Origin of the sequence: Massilimicrobiota sp. An80 (genome assembly GCF_002159255.1) — a bacterium.
GTDB classification, from domain to species: domain Bacteria; phylum Bacillota_I; class Bacilli_A; order Erysipelotrichales; family Coprobacillaceae; genus Allocoprobacillus; species Allocoprobacillus merdigallinarum.
The window spans coordinates 1-19,453 of record NZ_NFHI01000027.1 but is presented as its reverse complement, the minus strand read 5'-3'; the positions used below and the strand labels follow the sequence as shown (position 1 = coordinate 19,453).

Annotated in this window: 21 protein-coding genes; 8 read left to right on the top strand and 13 right to left on the bottom strand. The window is 31.2% G+C overall.

The window, feature by feature from the left end; genetic code table 11:
- Window positions 1-5 precede the first annotated feature (5 nt).
- The 4 genes from B5G32_RS08475 to B5G32_RS08460 all read right to left on the bottom strand — a co-directional run bounded on the left by B5G32_RS08475 (window position 6) and on the right by B5G32_RS08460 (window position 4,867).
- Window positions 6-980, bottom strand: a complete 975-nt coding sequence (locus tag B5G32_RS08475) for an ABC transporter permease (RefSeq protein WP_087304310.1) — start codon at window positions 978-980, stop codon at window positions 6-8.
- 6 nt (window positions 981-986) lie between these two features.
- Window positions 987-1,949 carry an ABC transporter permease gene (locus B5G32_RS08470; RefSeq protein WP_087304309.1) on the bottom strand — a complete coding sequence of 321 codons (963 nt, stop codon included), beginning with the start codon at window positions 1,947-1,949 and terminating at the stop codon, window positions 987-989.
- Window positions 1,950-2,038: 89 nt separating this feature from the next.
- Complete coding sequence (locus tag B5G32_RS08465; protein WP_087936407.1) at window positions 2,039-3,829, bottom strand: peptide ABC transporter substrate-binding protein; 1,791 nt, start codon at window positions 3,827-3,829, stop codon at window positions 2,039-2,041.
- Window positions 3,830-4,051: 222 nt separating this feature from the next.
- Complete coding sequence (locus tag B5G32_RS08460; RefSeq protein ID WP_087244500.1) at window positions 4,052-4,867, bottom strand: mechanosensitive ion channel family protein; 816 nt, start codon at window positions 4,865-4,867, stop codon at window positions 4,052-4,054.
- 178 nt (window positions 4,868-5,045) lie between these two features.
- On the opposite strand from B5G32_RS08460, the gene B5G32_RS08455 reads away from it, so the two are divergent.
- From B5G32_RS08455 to B5G32_RS08445, 3 genes are all read left to right on the top strand, one after another.
- Window positions 5,046-5,915 carry a DegV family protein gene (locus tag B5G32_RS08455; protein ID WP_087304306.1) on the top strand — a complete coding sequence of 290 codons (870 nt, stop codon included), beginning with the start codon at window positions 5,046-5,048 and terminating at the stop codon, window positions 5,913-5,915.
- Window positions 5,916-6,184: 269 nt separating this feature from the next.
- On the top strand, window positions 6,185-7,927 hold the full coding sequence (gene rnjA / locus B5G32_RS08450) for a ribonuclease J1 (protein WP_087244498.1): 1,743 nt from the start codon (window positions 6,185-6,187) through the stop codon (window positions 7,925-7,927).
- A complete protein-coding gene (locus B5G32_RS08445; RefSeq protein ID WP_087936406.1) occupies window positions 7,924-8,745 on the top strand; it encodes a metallophosphoesterase in 822 nt (273 codons plus the stop codon). The genes rnjA and B5G32_RS08445 overlap by 4 nt, the downstream gene beginning before the upstream one ends.
- On the opposite strand, the gene B5G32_RS08440 is transcribed toward B5G32_RS08445, so the two are convergent.
- From B5G32_RS08440 to B5G32_RS08430, 3 genes are all read right to left on the bottom strand, one after another.
- Window positions 8,739-9,572 (bottom strand): MurR/RpiR family transcriptional regulator, encoded by an 834-nt coding sequence (locus B5G32_RS08440; RefSeq protein ID WP_087244496.1) that lies wholly within the window; start codon window positions 9,570-9,572, stop codon window positions 8,739-8,741. The two genes, B5G32_RS08445 and B5G32_RS08440, sit on opposite strands and share 7 nt — an antisense overlap.
- On the bottom strand, window positions 9,569-10,330 hold the full coding sequence (locus tag B5G32_RS08435; protein ID WP_087244495.1) for a metallophosphoesterase: 762 nt from the start codon (window positions 10,328-10,330) through the stop codon (window positions 9,569-9,571). Before B5G32_RS08435 ends, B5G32_RS08440 begins: the two co-directional genes overlap by 4 nt.
- A 109-nt stretch (window positions 10,331-10,439) precedes the next feature.
- Window positions 10,440-10,808 (bottom strand): DUF11 domain-containing protein, encoded by a 369-nt coding sequence (locus B5G32_RS08430; protein ID WP_158094000.1) that lies wholly within the window; start codon window positions 10,806-10,808, stop codon window positions 10,440-10,442.
- Between the two features lie 139 nt (window positions 10,809-10,947).
- Between B5G32_RS08430 and B5G32_RS08425 the strand changes: the two genes are divergently transcribed.
- A complete protein-coding gene (locus B5G32_RS08425; RefSeq protein WP_158093999.1) occupies window positions 10,948-11,574 on the top strand; it encodes a PTS sugar transporter subunit IIB in 627 nt (208 codons plus the stop codon).
- Window positions 11,575-11,811: 237 nt separating this feature from the next.
- On the opposite strand, the gene hflX is transcribed toward B5G32_RS08425, so the two are convergent.
- Window positions 11,812-13,041 (bottom strand): GTPase HflX, encoded by a 1,230-nt coding sequence (hflX, locus tag B5G32_RS08420; protein WP_087936405.1) that lies wholly within the window; start codon window positions 13,039-13,041, stop codon window positions 11,812-11,814.
- 32 nt (window positions 13,042-13,073) lie between these two features.
- Here hflX and B5G32_RS08415 point away from each other — a divergent pair, with 32 nt between their 5' ends.
- From B5G32_RS08415 to rbr, 3 genes are all read left to right on the top strand, one after another.
- Window positions 13,074-13,991 (top strand): hypothetical protein, encoded by a 918-nt coding sequence (locus B5G32_RS08415; protein ID WP_087936404.1) that lies wholly within the window; start codon window positions 13,074-13,076, stop codon window positions 13,989-13,991.
- 83 nt (window positions 13,992-14,074) lie between these two features.
- Window positions 14,075-14,479 (top strand): Fur family transcriptional regulator, encoded by a 405-nt coding sequence (locus B5G32_RS08410; RefSeq protein ID WP_087244490.1) that lies wholly within the window; start codon window positions 14,075-14,077, stop codon window positions 14,477-14,479.
- Window positions 14,480-14,495: 16 nt separating this feature from the next.
- Complete coding sequence (gene rbr / locus B5G32_RS08405) at window positions 14,496-15,083, top strand: rubrerythrin (RefSeq protein WP_087244489.1); 588 nt, start codon at window positions 14,496-14,498, stop codon at window positions 15,081-15,083.
- Window positions 15,084-15,250: 167 nt separating this feature from the next.
- Here the strand turns inward: rbr and B5G32_RS08400 are convergent, their stop codons facing one another.
- Entirely contained in the window at window positions 15,251-15,871 is a 621-nt protein-coding gene (locus B5G32_RS08400; RefSeq protein WP_087298090.1) for a phosphatase PAP2 family protein, read from the bottom strand.
- Window positions 15,872-15,951: 80 nt separating this feature from the next.
- Here B5G32_RS08400 and B5G32_RS08395 point away from each other — a divergent pair, with 80 nt between their 5' ends.
- Complete coding sequence (locus B5G32_RS08395; RefSeq protein ID WP_087936403.1) at window positions 15,952-16,548, top strand: HAD family hydrolase; 597 nt, start codon at window positions 15,952-15,954, stop codon at window positions 16,546-16,548.
- A 25-nt stretch (window positions 16,549-16,573) separates the two neighbouring features.
- Here the strand turns inward: B5G32_RS08395 and B5G32_RS08390 are convergent, their stop codons facing one another.
- From B5G32_RS08390 to aroE, 4 genes are read right to left on the bottom strand one after another with little or no spacing between them, the layout of a single operon-like run.
- Window positions 16,574-17,233 (bottom strand): TIGR01906 family membrane protein, encoded by a 660-nt coding sequence (locus B5G32_RS08390; protein WP_087936402.1) that lies wholly within the window; start codon window positions 17,231-17,233, stop codon window positions 16,574-16,576.
- Entirely contained in the window at window positions 17,208-17,714 is a 507-nt protein-coding gene (locus B5G32_RS08385) for a tRNA (cytidine(34)-2'-O)-methyltransferase (protein ID WP_087244485.1), read from the bottom strand. The genes B5G32_RS08390 and B5G32_RS08385 overlap by 26 nt, the downstream gene beginning before the upstream one ends.
- A 2-nt stretch (window positions 17,715-17,716) precedes the next feature.
- Entirely contained in the window at window positions 17,717-18,307 is a 591-nt protein-coding gene (locus tag B5G32_RS08380; RefSeq protein ID WP_087244484.1) for an XTP/dITP diphosphatase, read from the bottom strand.
- Window positions 18,308-18,312: 5 nt separating this feature from the next.
- A complete protein-coding gene (aroE, locus tag B5G32_RS08375; RefSeq protein ID WP_087244483.1) occupies window positions 18,313-19,158 on the bottom strand; it encodes a shikimate dehydrogenase in 846 nt (281 codons plus the stop codon).
- Window positions 19,159-19,453: the final 295 nt, after the last annotated feature.

Below are 19,453 nucleotides of genomic sequence, written 5' to 3'. Positions count from 1 at the left end.
TCTACCTACCTCCTTAATTTTGGATCAAATACATCTCTCAATTTATCACCTAATAAGTTAAAACTTAACATTGTGATAGAAATAAAGAATGCCGGAAATAATAATTGTTCAGGAAAATATCTAAAATTAGTAATACCATCTTGTGCTAATGTTCCCCATGAAGCACCAGGTACAGGGATACCTAATCCAATGAATGATAAAAATGCTTCAGTAAAGATTGCACTAGGAATAGCTAATGTTAGATTAACAATAATAATTGATAGTAAGTTAGGAAATAAGTGTTTTGCAATAATTCTTGAAGCAGAACATCCCATTGATTTTGCTGCAATAACATATTCCTGTTCTTTTAAACGAATTACTTCTCCACGAACCAAACGAGCCATTCCAACCCAACCAACTGAAACCATTGCAATTATAATTGTTGTCATGCCTGGCTCCATTACTGTCATTAATAAGATAACAATCATTAAATAAGGAATTCCATTAACAACTTCTACAATACGCATCATGATATTATCAACGATACCACCAAAATATCCTGAAATACCTCCATAAACTACACCAATTAAACAGTTAACCAATACTGTTACAAAAGCTATTATAAGTGAAATACGTCCACCTTCCCAAATACGAACAAATAAATCACGTCCTAAATAATCTGTTCCAAAAAGATGGAAACATCCATCACCACTAAAAAGCGGCCCCATATTTACATGCCATGTATGTTGTTCAGATGACGTATATGGAAAAAACATTGGAATAAAAATAGCACACAAAGCAATGACAGCTAAAATAACCATAAAAACAATAGCCGACTTATCTCTTTTTAAACGGCCAAAAGAATCTTGCCAGAAACTAATACTTGGACGACCAATTTCTTCACTTTTTTCTAAATCACGACCTACATACTCAAACTCGCTACTATCAATATCCATAGTTGGAGTAATTTCTTCTTTTATTTCTTTATTTAATTCACTCATAACACATTACTCCTTCTTTCCTGCAACATTGACTCTAGGGTCAACAACACCATATAAAATATCTACGACTAAAATTGAAACAATCAAGAAAATACCAAAGAAAATAGTTGTTCCAGCAATCATTGTATAATCCTGTTCCTTAATAGATGTTACAAAGTAACGACCCATTCCTGGAATAGAGAAAACTTGTTCAACAACAAATGATCCTGTTAAAATTGATGCAATAGTTGGCCCTAAAACTGTTAAAACAGGCATACATGCATTTCTTAAGGCATGTCTAAAAATTATCATTTTTTCAGACAGACCTTTAGCTTTAGCTGTTTTAATATAGTCCGAACTCAATACATCAAGCATACTTGTTCGCATTAAACGAGAAATTGAAGCAAGCGGACTTAAACATAAAGCAATAGATGGTAAAACTTTTGCCATTTCACCTTCCCAACCAGTGATAGGGAAAACAACAGTACCTGTTAATTTATTAAATTGTAACGCAACAAAATACTGTAATAGCCCTGCAACAATAAAGTTAGGTACCGATACACCTAAAACAGCAATTCCCATTCCAAAAGTATCGATTTTAGAACCTCTTCGAACTGCTGATAACGATCCAATAGCAACTCCACCAAAGACAGCAAGAATCATAGCTCTAAGCCCTAATTCTGCAGAATAAGGGAAAGCAGTTCCTAAAATTACAGATACATCTCTACCATATTTAATAGACGCTCCAAAATCACCTCTTAAAGCATTACTAATATAAATAATCAGTTGCTCAAACATTGGTTTATCTAAACCAAATTTTGCTTGTAATGCTGCCTTAACAGCCGGACTAACAGCTTTATCTCCTGAAATTGGGTCACCAGGAAGAGCGTGCATCATTAAAAAAGTAATAACAATTAAAACTAAAATTGTTACGAAAGCATATAAAAAACGTTGTAAAATGTATTTTATAAGTTGTTTCCTTTTACCCATTTTTTTCACATCCTTTATTTTTCTTTAAACAATAGAATGGGACTATATAGACAACACATAGTCCCATTAGGTTTCTTTAAACCATTTTTTTACTTAACTTCAGCAAATCTTAAATCAATATCAGCAAATGCATTTCTGACAACACCAGTTAATCTATCAGAACAAATATATGATCTTTGTCTATGATAGATAACACCAATTGGGTAGTCTTCTGCAATAATCTTTTCAGCTTGTTTTAAATATTCTGTACGTTTTGCAGCATCTGCTTCAACCAAAGCAGCTTTTACTACTTTATCATATTCGGCATTTGAATATCCACCATGGTTATTTCCAGAACCAGTTAACCATAAATCAAGATAACTCATAGGATCATCATAATCAGCAGACCATCCAGCAAAGACGATATCAAAGTTTCCACTTTGCATATCTGCAATTCTTGTCTTAAATTCAACTTGTTTGATAACAACTTGACTATCAGACAATCCTAAATGATTTTGCCATTGTTCTTTAAAGAAAGCATAAGTTTTTAATGCGTCATCTCCAGTATCACCTAATAAAGTAATCTTGAAATCTTTAAATTCGATTCCTTCTTCATTTAAACCTTCTTCTAATAATGCTTTTAATTCTGCATAATCAGCTTCAGTTTCTGGTCTATCAAATAAATTACCTAAAGATTTAGCAAATTCACCATTATTTACAGATGGAGCTGTAAATGTATTAGCAACAGTTGATTGATCACCTTTTACTGTGTCAATATAAGTATTAACATCATATGCTAAAGATAGAGCTTTACGAACTTTAACATTACTAAATGCTTTTGTATTATGATTAAACTCAAAATACCATACTGAACCATCAGCATAATTTAAAACTTTTTGTCCATCTTTTGTTAAATTATTTGCTTGTTCACCTGTTAATCCAATCATATCGATTGTACCATTTTCAAATTCATTTAATGCAGTGTTTGTATTATCAATCATTCTCATAGTAATTTCATTTAGTTTGATTGAATCAGCATTCCAATAATTTTCATTTTTTTCTAATACGATTTTATCGTTATGTGACCATTCTTTAAACTTAAATGGTCCATTTCCTAAGAAACCTTCCATATCGTTTGCATAAGTATCTAAACCACCAGCAGCTTCATAAGCTTCTTGTTGTAATGGAGCAAAGTTATAGAAAGCCATTAAGTTTACGAAATAAGTATAAGGTCCAGTTAATTGAACTGTAAAAGTTGTTCCATCTTCTGAAGCAACCCAACCTTTTTTTGCTAAATTTTCTTCAGTACGAGTAGCTAATGTTTCGTTATATTCTTTTTCATAGCTTTTTTCAACAGTGAATTTTTCTTCTTCTTCACCTTCTGAATTCTTTTCTTTAACTATTTTAGCTTTACCAGCTTTTACAAATTCCTCTTGTAAATTCATTGCAGTATTTAAGTAATCTTCTGCACCCACGATTAATGGAGCCCATGTTGAAGCATAACCAGCACCATTAGTTGGTGAGAATAATTGATCCCATGCAAATTCAAAATCTTTAGCAGTAACTTGAGTACCATCAGACCATTTTGCATCTGGGTTCATTGTGAAAACAATTGTTTTTCCATCTTCAGAAATCCCACCATTTTCTTTAGTAGGAACTTCTTTTGCGACACCTGGAACTGCTTCGTTCTCAGGATTTAATGTAACAAGTCCTTCCACAACATGTCTCAATACGTTTCCTGAAGTACTATCTGTGTTTAAGAATGAAAGCATTTCAGGCGGTTCACTAGCTAAGTTTACACTTACAGCTCCTTCTGTAGAAGTATTAGTGCCACCACATCCAACTAACATAGCTAAGCATGTTACAGAAGCGGCAGCTTTTGCAAACCAATTCTTTTTCATTATTTAATTTCCCTCCTCCAAAATAACCAATCACGTCAGTTATTTTCTACTAATATATCACAACTCTTTTAAGATTGCTATACTTTTTTAATGTTTTTTTGCTTTTTTGTCATAACCCAACCTAAACACACGTTTTTTTGTATTTTGACTAAATATAGATATTATTTTTTGACATCTGTATACAATTATATCGGTATTGTATGAATGTTTAAACATTTTTTTCTATGATTTTATATCATTTTGTTGAATATGGACATCAATTTGTTGTGATGGAATTTTGATATTTTGTTCTTTGAAAATATCTCTGACTGCTACCCACAAATCATCATTCAAATCATAAAAATATTCATTTTTAGACCATACCCATATTTGCATGGAAACACTTCTTTCTTTATATTCGCCAATTTTCACAACTGGTGCTGGTTCCTTTAAAGCATATGGATGTTGATCTATAACTTTCATAAGAGCACTCTTAAATTTTTGAACATCACTATCAGGATGTAATTCTACCGTCATAGTCACACGACGGATATCTTCATGTGAATAATTGACAAAGCTAGATGAAACCAGATCATTATTAGGAATAACAACCATTTTATTATCAAATGTCATGACAATTGTATAGAGAAGCTGTATTTCCTGAACAGTTCCTACATAGCCATCTATTTCTATAATATCTCCTTTAATAAATGGTTTAGAAAATAAAATCGTAATACCTGAAGCAATACCTTTCATAGAGTCTTGCAAGCCTAATGCAATAGCAGCTCCAGCTGTCGTTAAAACGGCCACTAATGATGTTGTAGGTACACCTAACTGTGCAATGACAGTAATAATCACAATGATTTTTAATCCTATATTTAATATAGATATAACAAAATTCTCAATAATCGCATCAATCTGACTTCTTCTCATCATCTTTGAAAGAATATGTAATATTATTTTCACAGCATACCATCCAACTATAAATATAATGGTAGCTTCTATGACACTCATACCAAAGCCAGCATATTTTTCAATCAATCGATCTAGCATTTTCATTCCTCTTTTCTTTTTTCATTATCTTATCACATTCACAATCTATATCATATCTTTTTTGCAATTTTATATGAATATATCATTATTATTTTCACCCTAGAAATATATCTCAATGCACAAAAAGAGTTGCATTATTTTTTTATTGAGATACAATAATATTATTAACATAAGGAGGAATTTCATGAAAGTAGCAATTATGACTGACAGTAATAGTGGAATTACGCAAAGTGAAGCCAAGGAATTAGGAATTTTTGTTTTACCTATGCCTTTTACTATTGATGGTCAGGAATATAAAGAAGATATCAATCTGACTCAAGAAGAGTTTTATGATAAGTTAATGAATGGAGCTGAAGTTTTTACTTCACAGCCAGCCGCTGGAGAAGTGACAGCTTTCTTTGATCGTATTTTAGAAGATTATGATCAGATTGTGCATATTCCAATGTCAAGTGGTTTAAGTGGTTCTTGCCAGACTGCTATGATGTTAGCTGATGATGAAGATTATAAAGGAAAAGTCTTTGTTGTAGACTCACAACGTATTTCTGTGACTCAAAAATGGGATGTTTTGGATGCCATGGCATTAGCGAAACAAGGTAAAGATGCAAAAGAAATTCATGATATCTTAATGGAAAATAAATTCAATGCATCTATCTATATTACTGTGAACACTTTGGAATATTTAAAAAAAGGTGGTCGTATTACACCAGCTGCTGCAGCCTTAGGAGGATTATTAAAAATCAAACCTGTTCTCACAATTCAAGGTGAAAAATTAGATTCTTTCCAAAAAACACGTACAATGCAAAAGGCATCAAAAATAATGATTGAAGCCCTTCAAAAAGATATTAAAGAACGTATTGATCCCATACATGAAGATATGTCAGAGGCTCATATCATGATTGCTTATACATATGATAGAGATTTGGCACTTGAATTCAAAAAAGAAGTGGAAGAAGCTTTCCCAAATCATGAAGTCATTTGTGACCCACTTTCATTAAGTGTTGCTTGTCATATTGGACCTCATTCTTTAGCAATTGGCGCATGTAAAAAGATTTAACGGCTACTCAAAGAAGTAGCTTTTTTGTTAAATTCGTATCTTCTATTTGCATTTCACTATATTTTCAGTTATGATACAGTATGTCAATAAGATAGATTTTCATTTTTCAACATTTTTTTATCATAATAATAGATAAAATAGAGAGCACTAATGAAAAAACATATGAAAAATGGTATAATATATATAAGTATAGATACTTTCATCATGCTGTTGAAAACTATCTCAAAAAGACATTCATTATAAATCAATAGAAAGAAAGGTGAGAATGAATGGCAGATATGCCTCAAAAACGTTCTTTTCAAAGAAGAACATCCTATAATAATAAAAACAAACACAAAAAAGAATCATTATCCACTGATACAAAAGTTTTTGCTTTAGGTGGTCTTAACGAAGTTGGAAAAAATATGTATTGCATTGAACACAATGATGAATTGGTCATTATTGATGCCGGTGTTAAATTTGCAGAAGATGGACTTCCTGGAATTGATTATGTCATTCCAGACTATACATATTTAAAACGTAACCAAAAGAAAATTAAAGCTTTACTGATTACACATGGACATGAAGATCATATTGGAGGAATTCCTTTTCTATTACAGGTTGTGAACATTCCTTTTATATATGCTTCACCATTAGCTTGTGCCATGATTAGAAGAAAGCTTGAAGAAAAACGTTTAACTCAAGCCACAAAATTGATTCAAATCAATAATCTATCACAGGTTAAAACAAAATATTTTAATATTGGTTTCTTTAAAACCAACCACTCTATTCCTGAATCTTTAGGAATTGTTGTGAATACACCTAATGGTCGCATTGTTTCGACTGGAGATTTTAAATTTGATTTAACACCAGTTGGTGATCCTGCTGATTTTCAGGTTATGTCCTTTTTAGGTGAAACAGGTGTGACTCTTCTTTTAAGTGATTCTACGAATGCTGAAGTTCCTAACTTCTCCATTAGCGAAAAACAGGTTGCTTATAGTGTACAAGAAGAATTCAGAAAGACGGAAGGTCGCTTAATTGTTGCGACATTCGCTTCTAACGTACACCGTGTTCAACAGATTATTGATGCGGCTGTTAAATTCAATCGTAAGATTTTAGTATTTGGTCGTTCTATGGAAAACAATATTCAGGTTTCTAGAAAACTGGGATATATTAAATGTCCTGACCGTTTCTTTATTAAAAATGACGAAGCTAAAAACTTACCTGATAATGAAATTTTAATTCTATGTACTGGTAGCCAAGGAGAAGCGCTTGCTGCATTAAGCCGAATTGCGAATGGAACACATCGTCAAGTTTCTATTAAACCAGGAGATACTGTTGTCTTTTCATCAAATCCAATTCCTGGAAATGCCAGCAGTGTCAGCAAGGTTATCAATAAATTATACCGTGCTGGTGCCAGAGTTTTAACTAATGAAGCCATCAATAACTTACATACTTCAGGACATGCCTCTCAAGAGGAACAAAAATTAATGTTATTATTAACACGACCTAAATATTTCTTCCCGGTTCATGGGGAATACCGTATGTTAAAAATTCATGCGAAGTTATTTGAAGAAGTTGGACTCACAAAAGGAAACGCCTTTGTTTTATCTAATGGTGATTCTATTCTTTTACACAATGAAGAAGCACGTCTTGGACCACGTATTCATGTTGATGATATCTATGTAGATGGTAATGATATTACTGGTTTATCTACTGCTGTCTTAAGAGACCGTCAGATTTTAAGTGAAGATGGTATGGTTTCAGTCCTTATTTCTATGGACTCGCGCGGAGGATGTTTATTAAATAAACCAATCATTATGTCACGTGGTTTTGTGTATATGCAAGATAGCAAGGATATGATTCGTGAAGCTGAGTTGTTGGTTAGTCGAGAACTTTCTAAATTATTAAAAAGAAAAACAACTTTTGGTGAAATCAAAAATACAATCAGGGATACATTGGCTCCTTATTTCTATCAGAAAACAAAAAGAAATCCAATGATTATTCCTGTCATTATGAATAAAAAAGTATGAAAAAGCTGGTTAGACGATTAATTTTATTATTAATCGTCTTTGGTTTATGTTTTCTCGGTTATTATGTTTATGCCATTTCACCAGAAGATTATGAATTTCATGAACAAAAATATATAAGTTCTCTTGTTTCTTCACAATTAAATGGCTTTAAAATTGCTTTCATATCAGATGTTAATCTCACTGACCAAGATAGCATCACACGTTTTGAAAAAATTGTTGATGAATTAAATGAATATCCATTTGATATGGTTATCTTTGGTGGAGATTTATATGATGAACAAGTTTTTAAAGCTGATGAAGTTTCTCAAATCTTAAAAAAGATTCAATGTCAGTATGGTAAATTAGCTGTTCTTGGTGAACATGATGAAGCTTCATCATTAGAAGTCACACAAGTGTTGAATAATGGTGGTTTTGAAGTTCTCAGCAATGAAACAAGACCTATTTATTATAAGGAAACCAATTTTACTTTAGTTGCCTATGATGATGAATATGATTTTTCTCAATTCAAAACATCTCAAGATAAATTGATTCTTGGCATTTCACACCAGCCTGATACATTTACACAAGCAAAAAATGTTGTGGATTTACAATTATCAGGACATAGTTATGGTGGTTCTGTATATCTGCCTTATTTGGGTGCTATGTTCCCAATTGAGGGAGCTAAGACTTATAATCATGGAAAATATGAAGAAAAAAATGCGACATTAATCGTTTCTAATGGATTAAGCGGTCCTTCTTCATTCCCATATAAAGTGTTATGTCCAAATCAGGTGAATTTTGTTGTCTTAACTGCAAAAAGCAACGATACTTCTCAGTAATCGTTGCTTTTTTCATTGCTTTTCATACCGTATTTAAGATGATATAAGGCTTCTAATACTTCAAAGATATATGTAATAGAAAATTTACCAATCAATGAATGATGATCATTTCCTACTCTTAAAATCATATCGACCTTATCACTATATGGGAACTCCTCTAATTGTGTAATAGCAATCACATATGCTTCTGTCTTCACCAGTTCTCTCATTGTTTCAATATGATCTTTGAAAAAACCACCAGCAATAGAAGATACAATAATTAAATCACAATCCTTTAAAGTTTTATAAATGTTTTTTTGTTGTTCCAAAGGATACATAGCCACACAATCTTTACCCAAATAACAAAGTTCAATCTGTAATTGCATTGACACTGACTGAGTAAAGAAATTACCTGCAAAACAGATATGTTTGGCATCATGAATTTTATCTACAATATAGATCAAATCTTCATAACGAATATTATCATACGTATCCTGAAGATTGCGAATTACATTTTGGAAATGATTCTTAAAGATTTCTTTTCCTTCTCCTATTGTTTCTGGTGATGGAAGTTGATGATCAAAAAGTAATCTTTTTGCATCTTGATTAAAATAATGAAGATTCATTGTCACATCTTTTTTAAAATCAGCAAATGATTCATAATTCAATTTACGACAAAGTCTGGAAATAGTTGCTGTGGATACATAACACATTTTCGCAACATCAGTAATACTACTCTCTGGAATCTTATAAATATTCTGTAATATTTTCTTTGCTGCACCCCAATAAACATCATGAATATTTGTCATATTGATGAAGTTTATCAAATTATAGAAGGCACTTCTCATTGAGATTGTCCTTCCTCATATTTAATGACTGTAACCTCACCGTTTGTTAAACACAAACAATTCAGCTGACCTTTATTCCCTACTGCCAAACCACCATCAATTGCAATTTTATTATGATAATCTGGATCATACCAGATATCAAATGAATGATCATCATTAATAAAGCAACAAGGTGTATGTCCAAAGATGTACGTGTAATCTGGATTTGCTTCATTCAAATAGAAATATTCTCGAATCCATGCTAAAATTTCTTCATCATTTTCTTCTAATGGGATTTCTGGGTCTACCCCAGCATGTACCAATACATAGTGCTTTCCATTCAAATCTAATTCATAATAACTTGGCAATGAATCAATAAATGAAATTAATTCTTTGATAAACATACGTTTTAAATCAAAATACTCTTCATAAGGAATGTAATCTTTTTGTAAATACTCTCTAATACTATCAATTGTTTTATGCCCACCATTTTGTTTCCATAAACGATATGGGTTCGATCTTTCTGAATCCAAATCATTATATTTCAAAGCAGCCAACATAGATTGACGCATCATAATTTCATGATTACCCTTAATCATATGAATATTATCCATCGCCTTTACAAAATAATAAATATCAATACTATTAGGTCCACGATCCATAATATCCCCTAATATATAAAGTTCATCATTTTCAGTAAAACCAATACGCTCTAATAACAATTGAAGCAATACAAATTGTCCATGAAGATCTGATATAACAAATATTCTTTTTTCCATATATCATCACCCCATTACATTCTATCATAATTATATTTTTTTATAAACTAAACCCACTTTTATTTTAAAAAAAATTATGTCTTTAAAGAGAAATAGAGGTCAAAGACCTCTATTCTGTAATACGCACTTGGAAAACAATTTCAGTAGTTGACATTGGATCAATAGATGGAATCACATAATAAAGTGTATGATTATCAATTGCGGGTGTTTGTTCATGACCATTAACATAAAATGAATCTTCCACATATTCCACATTTTCATCCATATAATCACTAAAGACAACTTGTGTTTCTTTTACCAATGATGGATTTTTAATTTTAATTGTATAAGTGAGTGTTTCTCCCTGACATGCTTCTTCTTTATCTACTTTTTTACAAATATGAAGTGGTTTTTTCACTAATGTTTCCACATCATTGCTGACACTTGTATGACAAGACGTTTTCACTTGTGCAGTATTGCACACACGAGAACGTTTCATAAATTTCCCTCCTTCCATTTATAAGTGATGCAAATTCATTGTGTTGTTCTGTTCATTGACAACGTTTCTTTTCTTTTTTTGTAAAAATTATCTATTTTTTAAAAAATAGTATATGATAAAAGAAGTAGGTGAGAAAATGATGTTTGATGAATTCTATCGTACAATTTATAATCAATTATTTTTTAAATGGATTCTGTGTCATGATAAACAATACCAACAAGATCATATTCAGTATCATGTGGAAACAGAAAATGAAAAATTAAAAGTTATCTGTTTGTCTACAACAAAAGTGAAAGGGAAAATAACGATTTGGTATAATAATATTGTAGAAGAAGAGATTTTGCGTATCAAAGATGAAAAACTTGTCTTTTATTTACATTTTACGATTACTGATTTGGCACAATGTTATCACTTATTCCATAAATTTTATCAAACCATCATTCAGTATACCCAACAAAAAGAATGGAAAATTGCGCTCTGTTGTACTGGTGGTTTATCAACTTCTGTATTCATTGAAGAAATGCAACAAGTTTGTGAACTGGAAAACCTACATTTTCAGCTCGTTTCATTATCATTAGATCAGCTTTATCAAAATTATCAAAACTATGATGCCTTGTATCTGGCACCACAAATTGCACATATGGAACCTGAAATTCTAGCTTATACCCAACATCAAATTCCAGTTTATTGTATTGATGCGACTTTATTTGCGACGAAAAACTATCGTGGCATTATTCAAACAATTCAAAAAAACATTCAAGCATAGATATATTCTATGTTTTTTTCATATCATTTTTACATGATTTTCCATATTTACTCTATGATTCTTTGTTATTTATTTTTTATATTTTAATAAAGGAGGTTGTTTCAATGAAAAGATTTTTACAAATCAGTTTATTATTTCTCTTTTTAATTGGTAGTATCATTTGCTTTATAAACAGGAGACAATATTCATAAACCTTTTGTTTATAAAAAATATTCATAATAAAACGGATAGCTCATTTTATTGTAAACTATCCGTTTTTTTCATATATGGAAGATAACGCTGTTTATGTTTTTGATTCACATAAAAGCTGACATAGATTTCTTTTTCTAAATATTCAGTATGAAGTATTTCATATTGATATTCTATTTCACTAAAAATATGCCCTTCTTCATAAGGAATATAAACACTTATCAATTCATAATCTTTAAAGAGAATATCAATGATCATATTTTCTAAATCATCTAAATGCTTTTTCTCTTTCACTGAAACATCTATGCATAGACCTTGTTCATGAACAATGGGCTGATGAACCAAATCCATTTTATTATAAACATAAATCATTGGAATATCCAAAGCATCAAGTTCTTTAAGAACTGATAAAGTTGTTTCTATTTGATTATGGTAATAAGGTGAAGACGCATCAATCACATGAATAAGCAAATCAGCATCTTTCACTTCTTCTAATGTTGAACGAAAAGATTGCACAAATGAATGTGGTAACTGATGAATAAAACCAACTGTATCACTCATGATGACATGATGCTTTTTCATATAAACACGTCTTGATGATGTCTGTAAAGTCGCAAAAAGCATATCTTTTTCATAGACCTTTTTAGAAGTCAAAGCATTCAATAAAGAAGATTTACCACTATTTGTATATCCTACTAAACAAACCACTTTTTCCTGGTGATGTTTTCTTAACTGTCTTTGTGTCTGACGCTGTTTTTCAATCATCGCTAATTCACGTTTAGCCTGCGTTAATTGACGACGAATACGACGACGATCTAATTCAATCTGCTTTTCTCCACTACCACGAAAACCCATACCTCCCTGTTGAGAATAAAGATTCTGTTTCATTCCTGCTAATCTAGGAAGTAAGTATTGAAGTCTGGCTATGCCGACTTCTAATTTGGCTTCTTTTGTTTTCGCTCTTGAAGCAAATATACGTAATATCAAATCACTACGATCAGTCACTTCTACCTGACATTGATCAGTTAAGTTTTTGATCTGCAAAGGTGTCAATTCTTCATTAAAAATCACAATATCATCTTGTTCTACTAATTCTTTAATTTCCATGACTTTCCCTTTACCAATATAATATTGAGGAGAAATCGTATCTAAGTTTTGTGTCACCACAGCTTTGACTTCAATATCACAGGCATAAGCTAACTGTTTTAACTCCTGCATAGATATATCAAAATCATATGGCATCTGTGGATATTGAACACCAACTAATATTCCCTTCATCTTTATTCACCTCTTTCAAATAAGGAGTCTTTATGAAAAAAGCTAATTATTATTTTACACTTTGTCTTGTTCTTTTTACAACTCTTTTTTCTTTTTTCAATATGTTCCAGATTGTCAAAGTATCTTCACAGGTCATTCAGATTGTCCTTACTAATTTATTACCATCTTTATTACCCTTTATGATTTTAATTTCTTTATGTTTATCTTTAGGTATCTTTCAACTCATCAGTTATTTTATCCAATTTCTCTTTTCATCACTTTTTCATTTAACACCACATATGTCTTCTCTTTATTTTGTTTCTTTTTTCTGTGGTTATCCAACCAATGCAAAAATGTTAAGAGAATCCTATGAATTAGGTTATATTAATATTTCTCAACTACAACATCTTCTCTCCATAGCATCCTTTTCATCATTAAGCTTTATCTTTGTTTCCCTAAAACTGCCTTTTTCAGTTGCACTGATGATTTATATAAGTCATATTCTTCCAAGTATAATCAAAGCTATCTTTTATCGTCAAGATTACCAATGGATGTCTTTTCATGAAAGTATTCAGCCGATCATTCATCCCCAGATGCGATTTGTAGAAGCCCTAAAAAAAAGTATTACATCTTCTTTAACAGCCTTTATATTTATTTTAGGCTATATGCTCGTCTTTCAATTTATTGGTTATAGCTTACAGGCCATTATTCATAACCCATTTCTTTTAAATATCATCAAAGGTTTTTTAGAATTCAGTTCCGGTTCTATTCAATTATTACAATATCAACATCTGCTTGTCTATCCCTTTGTCAGCTTTTATTTGTCATTTTCAGGATTATCAGTTTTAATGCAAGTGGATAATATTTTAGATGGTATCCCCTATTCTTTTAGAAAATATTTCATTGCAAGAGTGCTTCATGGACTCTCTTCATTTATTATTTGTTTACTTTTACAATACTTGATGATATAAAACGATTTCAACATCAGGATTATTTGACAATCATAGGATATATGGTATAATAATAGTAACCATTATTAATAAGGAGTGAGAGTATGTCTGAAACAAAGTTAAGATATTCTAAACAAAGGGAAACAATTTACGAAGTTTTAAAAAATGACTGGTCACATCCTAATGTGGATGATATTTATACACAAGTCAAACAATTGATTCCTGATATTAGTTTGGGAACTGTCTATCGAAATCTTAATTTATTAGCTGATCATAAAAGAATTACACGCTTAGATATTGGTGATGGAGTTATTCATTTCGATGCACGTATTGAACCCCATTTTCATATGGTATGTGATGAATGTGGAACTATTCAAGATATCGTTTGTCAACAATCTACCCTGGATGAACTTATTAATAAGGTCAACGAACAATCCGAACATGATATTCACGGGGCACATATTTTGTTTCATGGAACATGTTCACATTGTTTAAAGAAAAAATCATAGGAAGGAGGGCATTATCATGCCAACATTAAAAGGAACAAGAACTGCTAACAATTTATTACATGCATTTGCTGGAGAATCTCAAGCAAGAAATCGCTACACTTATTATTCTTCAATTGCCAAAAAAGAAGGATATGTACAAATTGCTAATATCTTCGAAGAAACAGCAAATCAAGAAAAAGAACACGCTAAAAGATTAATGAAACTATTAAATGCCGAATTAAAGGGAGAAGCTTTACATGTCGAAGGTGATTTCCCAATCATGCTTGGAACAACTGCTGAATGTTTAAAAGCTGCTGCTGCTGGTGAAAATGAAGAATGGACTGACATGTATCCTGAATTTGCAAAAATTGCTGAAGAAGAAGGATTCCCTGAAATCGCTAAAGTATGTCAAAGTATCGCTGTTGCTGAAAAAATGCATGAAGCTAGATACTTAAAATTATTAGAAAACTTAGAAAATGGAACAGTCTTCAAAAAAGACGAAGCTGTTATGTGGAAATGTAATAACTGTGGATTTATTTATGAAGGAACTGAAGCTCCTGAAAGATGTCCTGCTTGCGATCATCCACAAGCTCATTTTGAAGCTTATACTTTCTTTAAAGGATAAAAATCTAAACCCAATTATGAATAAACATAATTGGGTTTTAAACTTTATACAAACGTATTCATTTCATAAAGATTTCACTATCAATAACACTGATATCTTTAACATGAGAGCATATGATACAATGCTCTTTTTTACTTTTAGCATTTTTATTAGCTTTTGATCATCCATTAAAAGGCATACTTGCTTTTTCCAATATAATAAATAACCATTGCTAAAATCAATGCCCAAACAATATCCATAAATGCATGTTGTTTAATCATAACAGTTGAAAGACAAATCAACACTGTTAAAACAACAATAGCGACACATAACCATGAATACTGTTTAATTCTTTGGCTTTTCAATAGCGATACACACATCATAACACTGTTATATACATGAATGCTAGGACAGACGTTGGTAGATGAATCAACGGAATAAATAAAGCTAACCAGACATTGAAATATGTTTTCATTATATAACTGAACTCTTAAATTTTGACCAGTAGGTATCAATGCATAAATAAGCAAAGATAAACTCATACCTAAAAACAAATAAAAATATGTTCTTTTAATACCAACCTGATCAATAAAAACAAAATAAGCGAAACCTAATACCATAAACACAAACCATAATATATATGGAATAACAAAATACTCATTAAATGGAATATAAGAATCAATCCATGAATCTGTAATAATCATACGTGATGAATGATGATTTTCTAATAACATAAAACCAATCATATAAGCAATAAAAAAATACAATAAATATTTTAAACCATTATATTTTTCTAAAAATGCTTTCATCTGCACAACCTCCTATGCTAGAATATATAGTAACATGATGATTTAATTATGTGAATTTGGTATGAACGGAGAACAATTTTATGAAAAATATTATTTTTGATATAGGTAATGTCCTTTTAGATTTTCAACCTGAAGCATATTTACAAAAACATTTTAATCCTTCTATTATGGGGGATTTGATGATGATTATCTTTTCTAGTGATGAATGGATAGAACTAGATATGGGAACAATGATGATTCAAGATGCTATCCAGTCTTTAACTTTAAAGCACCCTCACTACCATGATGAAATTATTTTTGTCATGGAAACTTGGACTCATATGATGACTCCTTTAGAAGACAATGTAGCTATTGTCAGGGAGTTAAAAGAAAAAGGTTATTCTTTATACCTATTATCAAATTTCCATAAAGAAGCTATTAAAACGATGTTTGAAAGATATGATTTCTTTAAACTTTTTGATGGTGGTGTCATTTCAGCTAATGAACATCTTGTTAAACCTGATCAAAAAATCTACAAACTGCTTTTAGAAAGATACCATCTTCAACCTGAAGAATCTGTTTTTATTGATGATATGCTTGCCAATATTAAAATGGCTGAAGAATTAAATATCCATGGTATTTATCTTCCTTATCAAAGTGATTTAAGAACAGAACTACAAAAACGTCATATTTTATAAACCTGTTATGTTCAACATAACAGGTTTATATATTTTCTAGAATCTTTTTTCTTTGTCTTAAATAAATCAGATATAATATAAGACTGATGACAAGAACTATACCTATAATAAGCATCAAACAATGCATAAAAAATGTTTCTGGTAAAATAGTAATGACTGGATCTGTTGTTTCATCAAAAATCCAATAATCATTTCTAAATACTATTTGATGAAAAAGAATAAAAGCCTTATTAAAATCAATCGCCGCAAAAAATCCAATAACTAAAGGGATACCTACTGAAAACAATGACGTTAATCTTAAAAAACGATATTCATGCTGTTTTATACGATAAATTCCCATTATAAATGTCATGATTCCACTGATAACACAAATCATTTGGATTGCTTCGAAGATTCTTTTAACTTCCTCAAAATGAATACATCCACTTGTCGACATAACAAAATTTGGTAGATTGAGATCTCCTTGGTAAAAAAGACTCTGATATTGAATCAAAACATCATAATTATGACGAATGACATCAGCTGAAAGTCCTGTACTTTCACTCAGATTTAAAAAATCAATATCAAAATAATAGAGTGGTTTAAAGAAAACTGTAAATACTACCGCAAAACTGATAATGAAAATAGCGAAAACAACAGCTAAGAAAATATCACTTTTTCTATTCTTTATAAATGAAGTCAGCACCTTTTTGCACCTCTACTTTAGATAAACCAGGATAGCTTTGTTGGCGTAATACTTCGTAAATACCTATAGCGACACAATTAGAAAGATTTAAACTTCTAGCATCAGCATCCATTGGAATACGAACACATTCATCTAAATGTTGTTTTAAAATATCATGTGGAATTCCATCATGTTCATGACCAAAGATGATATATTGATCCTGGTCAGATACATAATTTTGATCACTATAACATAGTTTTGAATAACGTGTAAAAAAATGATAATCGCCGTGATTTTGACTCACAAAATCTTCCCAGTTTTCATATACCTGCATTTGTAAATCCTTAATATAATCTAACCCGGCACGTTTCATATGTTTATCATCTAAAGAAAAACCTAATGGTTTAATAAGATGCAACTTCGAATGCGTTGCTACACAAGTACGCATAATATTCCCTGTATTTTGAGGGATTGCAGGATGTACTAAAACAATATGATTCATGATTAATCTCCCTCACCTTTCAAAATTGTATATAGCTTTTTAAGTGCTTTGGCACGATGTGAATACTGATTTTTTTCTTCCAATGTCAATTGTGCAGATGTTTTATGAAGCTCTGGCACATAAAAAATAGGGTCATATCCAAAACCATTTTCACCTTCAATTTTATCATAAATTTCTCCATCAAAATATTCTTCAATCAAGATAGGCTGTTGATCAGGTCTACATAAAGCCATAGCGCAAACAAATCTAGCACCTCTATCTTTACCCTTAACAGCATCAATAATATACTGATTCTTAATATCATAACTTGTATCATGCCCCATAAAACGTGCTGAATAAATTCCAGGTGCTCCATCTAAGGCATTGACTTCCAATCCAGAATCATCTGCCAATACAGGCTTATGAATCATATCACAAATTGTCTGAGCTTTAATTAAAGCATTTTCCTGAAAAGTCTTTCCATTTTCTTCAATATCTATGTCTTGATCAAACACATCTTTTAATGATTTGACTTCGATACCAATTTCTTCTAACATTGCTTTGATTTCTTTAATTTTTCCTTCATTTGTAGAAGCTACAATAATTTCTTTCATTTCTCTCACTCCATTTTCAAACTTTTCTTGACTTCTGATATAGGCATTTTCTGTCCCGTCCAAAATTCAAAAGAAACAGCACCCTGATAAAGAATCATGCCTTCTCCATTCATATATTCAAGACCTTTTTCTTTTGCTAGTGTTAATAACTTTGTTTCTTGAGGATTATAAATAATATCAGCCACCTTTAATGACTTATTGAGATAAGATTCATCAGGAATTAAACATCCATCAGTATGTGGTTCCATTCCTACATTTGTGGTTTGAATAAGCAAATAAGCATCTTTTAAATCATTTTTCAAAGATTGCATATCTTGCAAGGATTTTAATGTTATAGAACAATGACATTGTTGATTCATTTGTTCAACCCAATCCTTATGACTGCGATTATAAACAATAATGTCCTTAGCCTGTTTTGTCAGTGCAGCCACAATAGCTCTAGCAGCCCCACCAGCACCCAAAACAACAATTTTCTGTTGATGAAGATTCCAATGTTTTTCTTCACAGGCCTTGATAAAGCCGATTCCATCACTGATATGACCAATCAGCTTACCATGATCATTTTTGACTGTATTGACAGCCTGACAGAGTTTAGCTTCAGGAGTCAATTCATCAAGATAAGATAAAATCTTCACTTTATATGGCATGGATACATTAAATCCCTTGATGGGTAATATTCTGGCACTTGTTATAAAATTGGCAAAATGATTTTCCTCCACCTCAAATGCCAAATAAACATCATCAATACCCAAGTATTGAAAAGCTGTATTATGCATCATTGGTGAAAAGGAATGTTTTATAGGATTAGCAACAATACCATATAATCCTGTATAACCCGTAATCTTATTCATTATAACCCTGGTATATTATAATTGACTCATTTATCAGTCATTAAAATATACCTTCTCCTTTCTATCAACTTTATTAATACGTAGTTGATGACGTTTAGGTTTATATGTAAAATTGAAATATGTGTTTGTGGATTTGTATTTTTCCGTGTGGCTTTGACTACTTCAAGGAGGTTTAAACCACTCACTTATTCCTCAATAACGATGAGTTAGATGAGTCTTTGAATTCGCATTTTGAACCAGGTTTTATGGTCTAAGTGTTGTGGGTACCACATCACATGAAATTTATTTGAAAGGA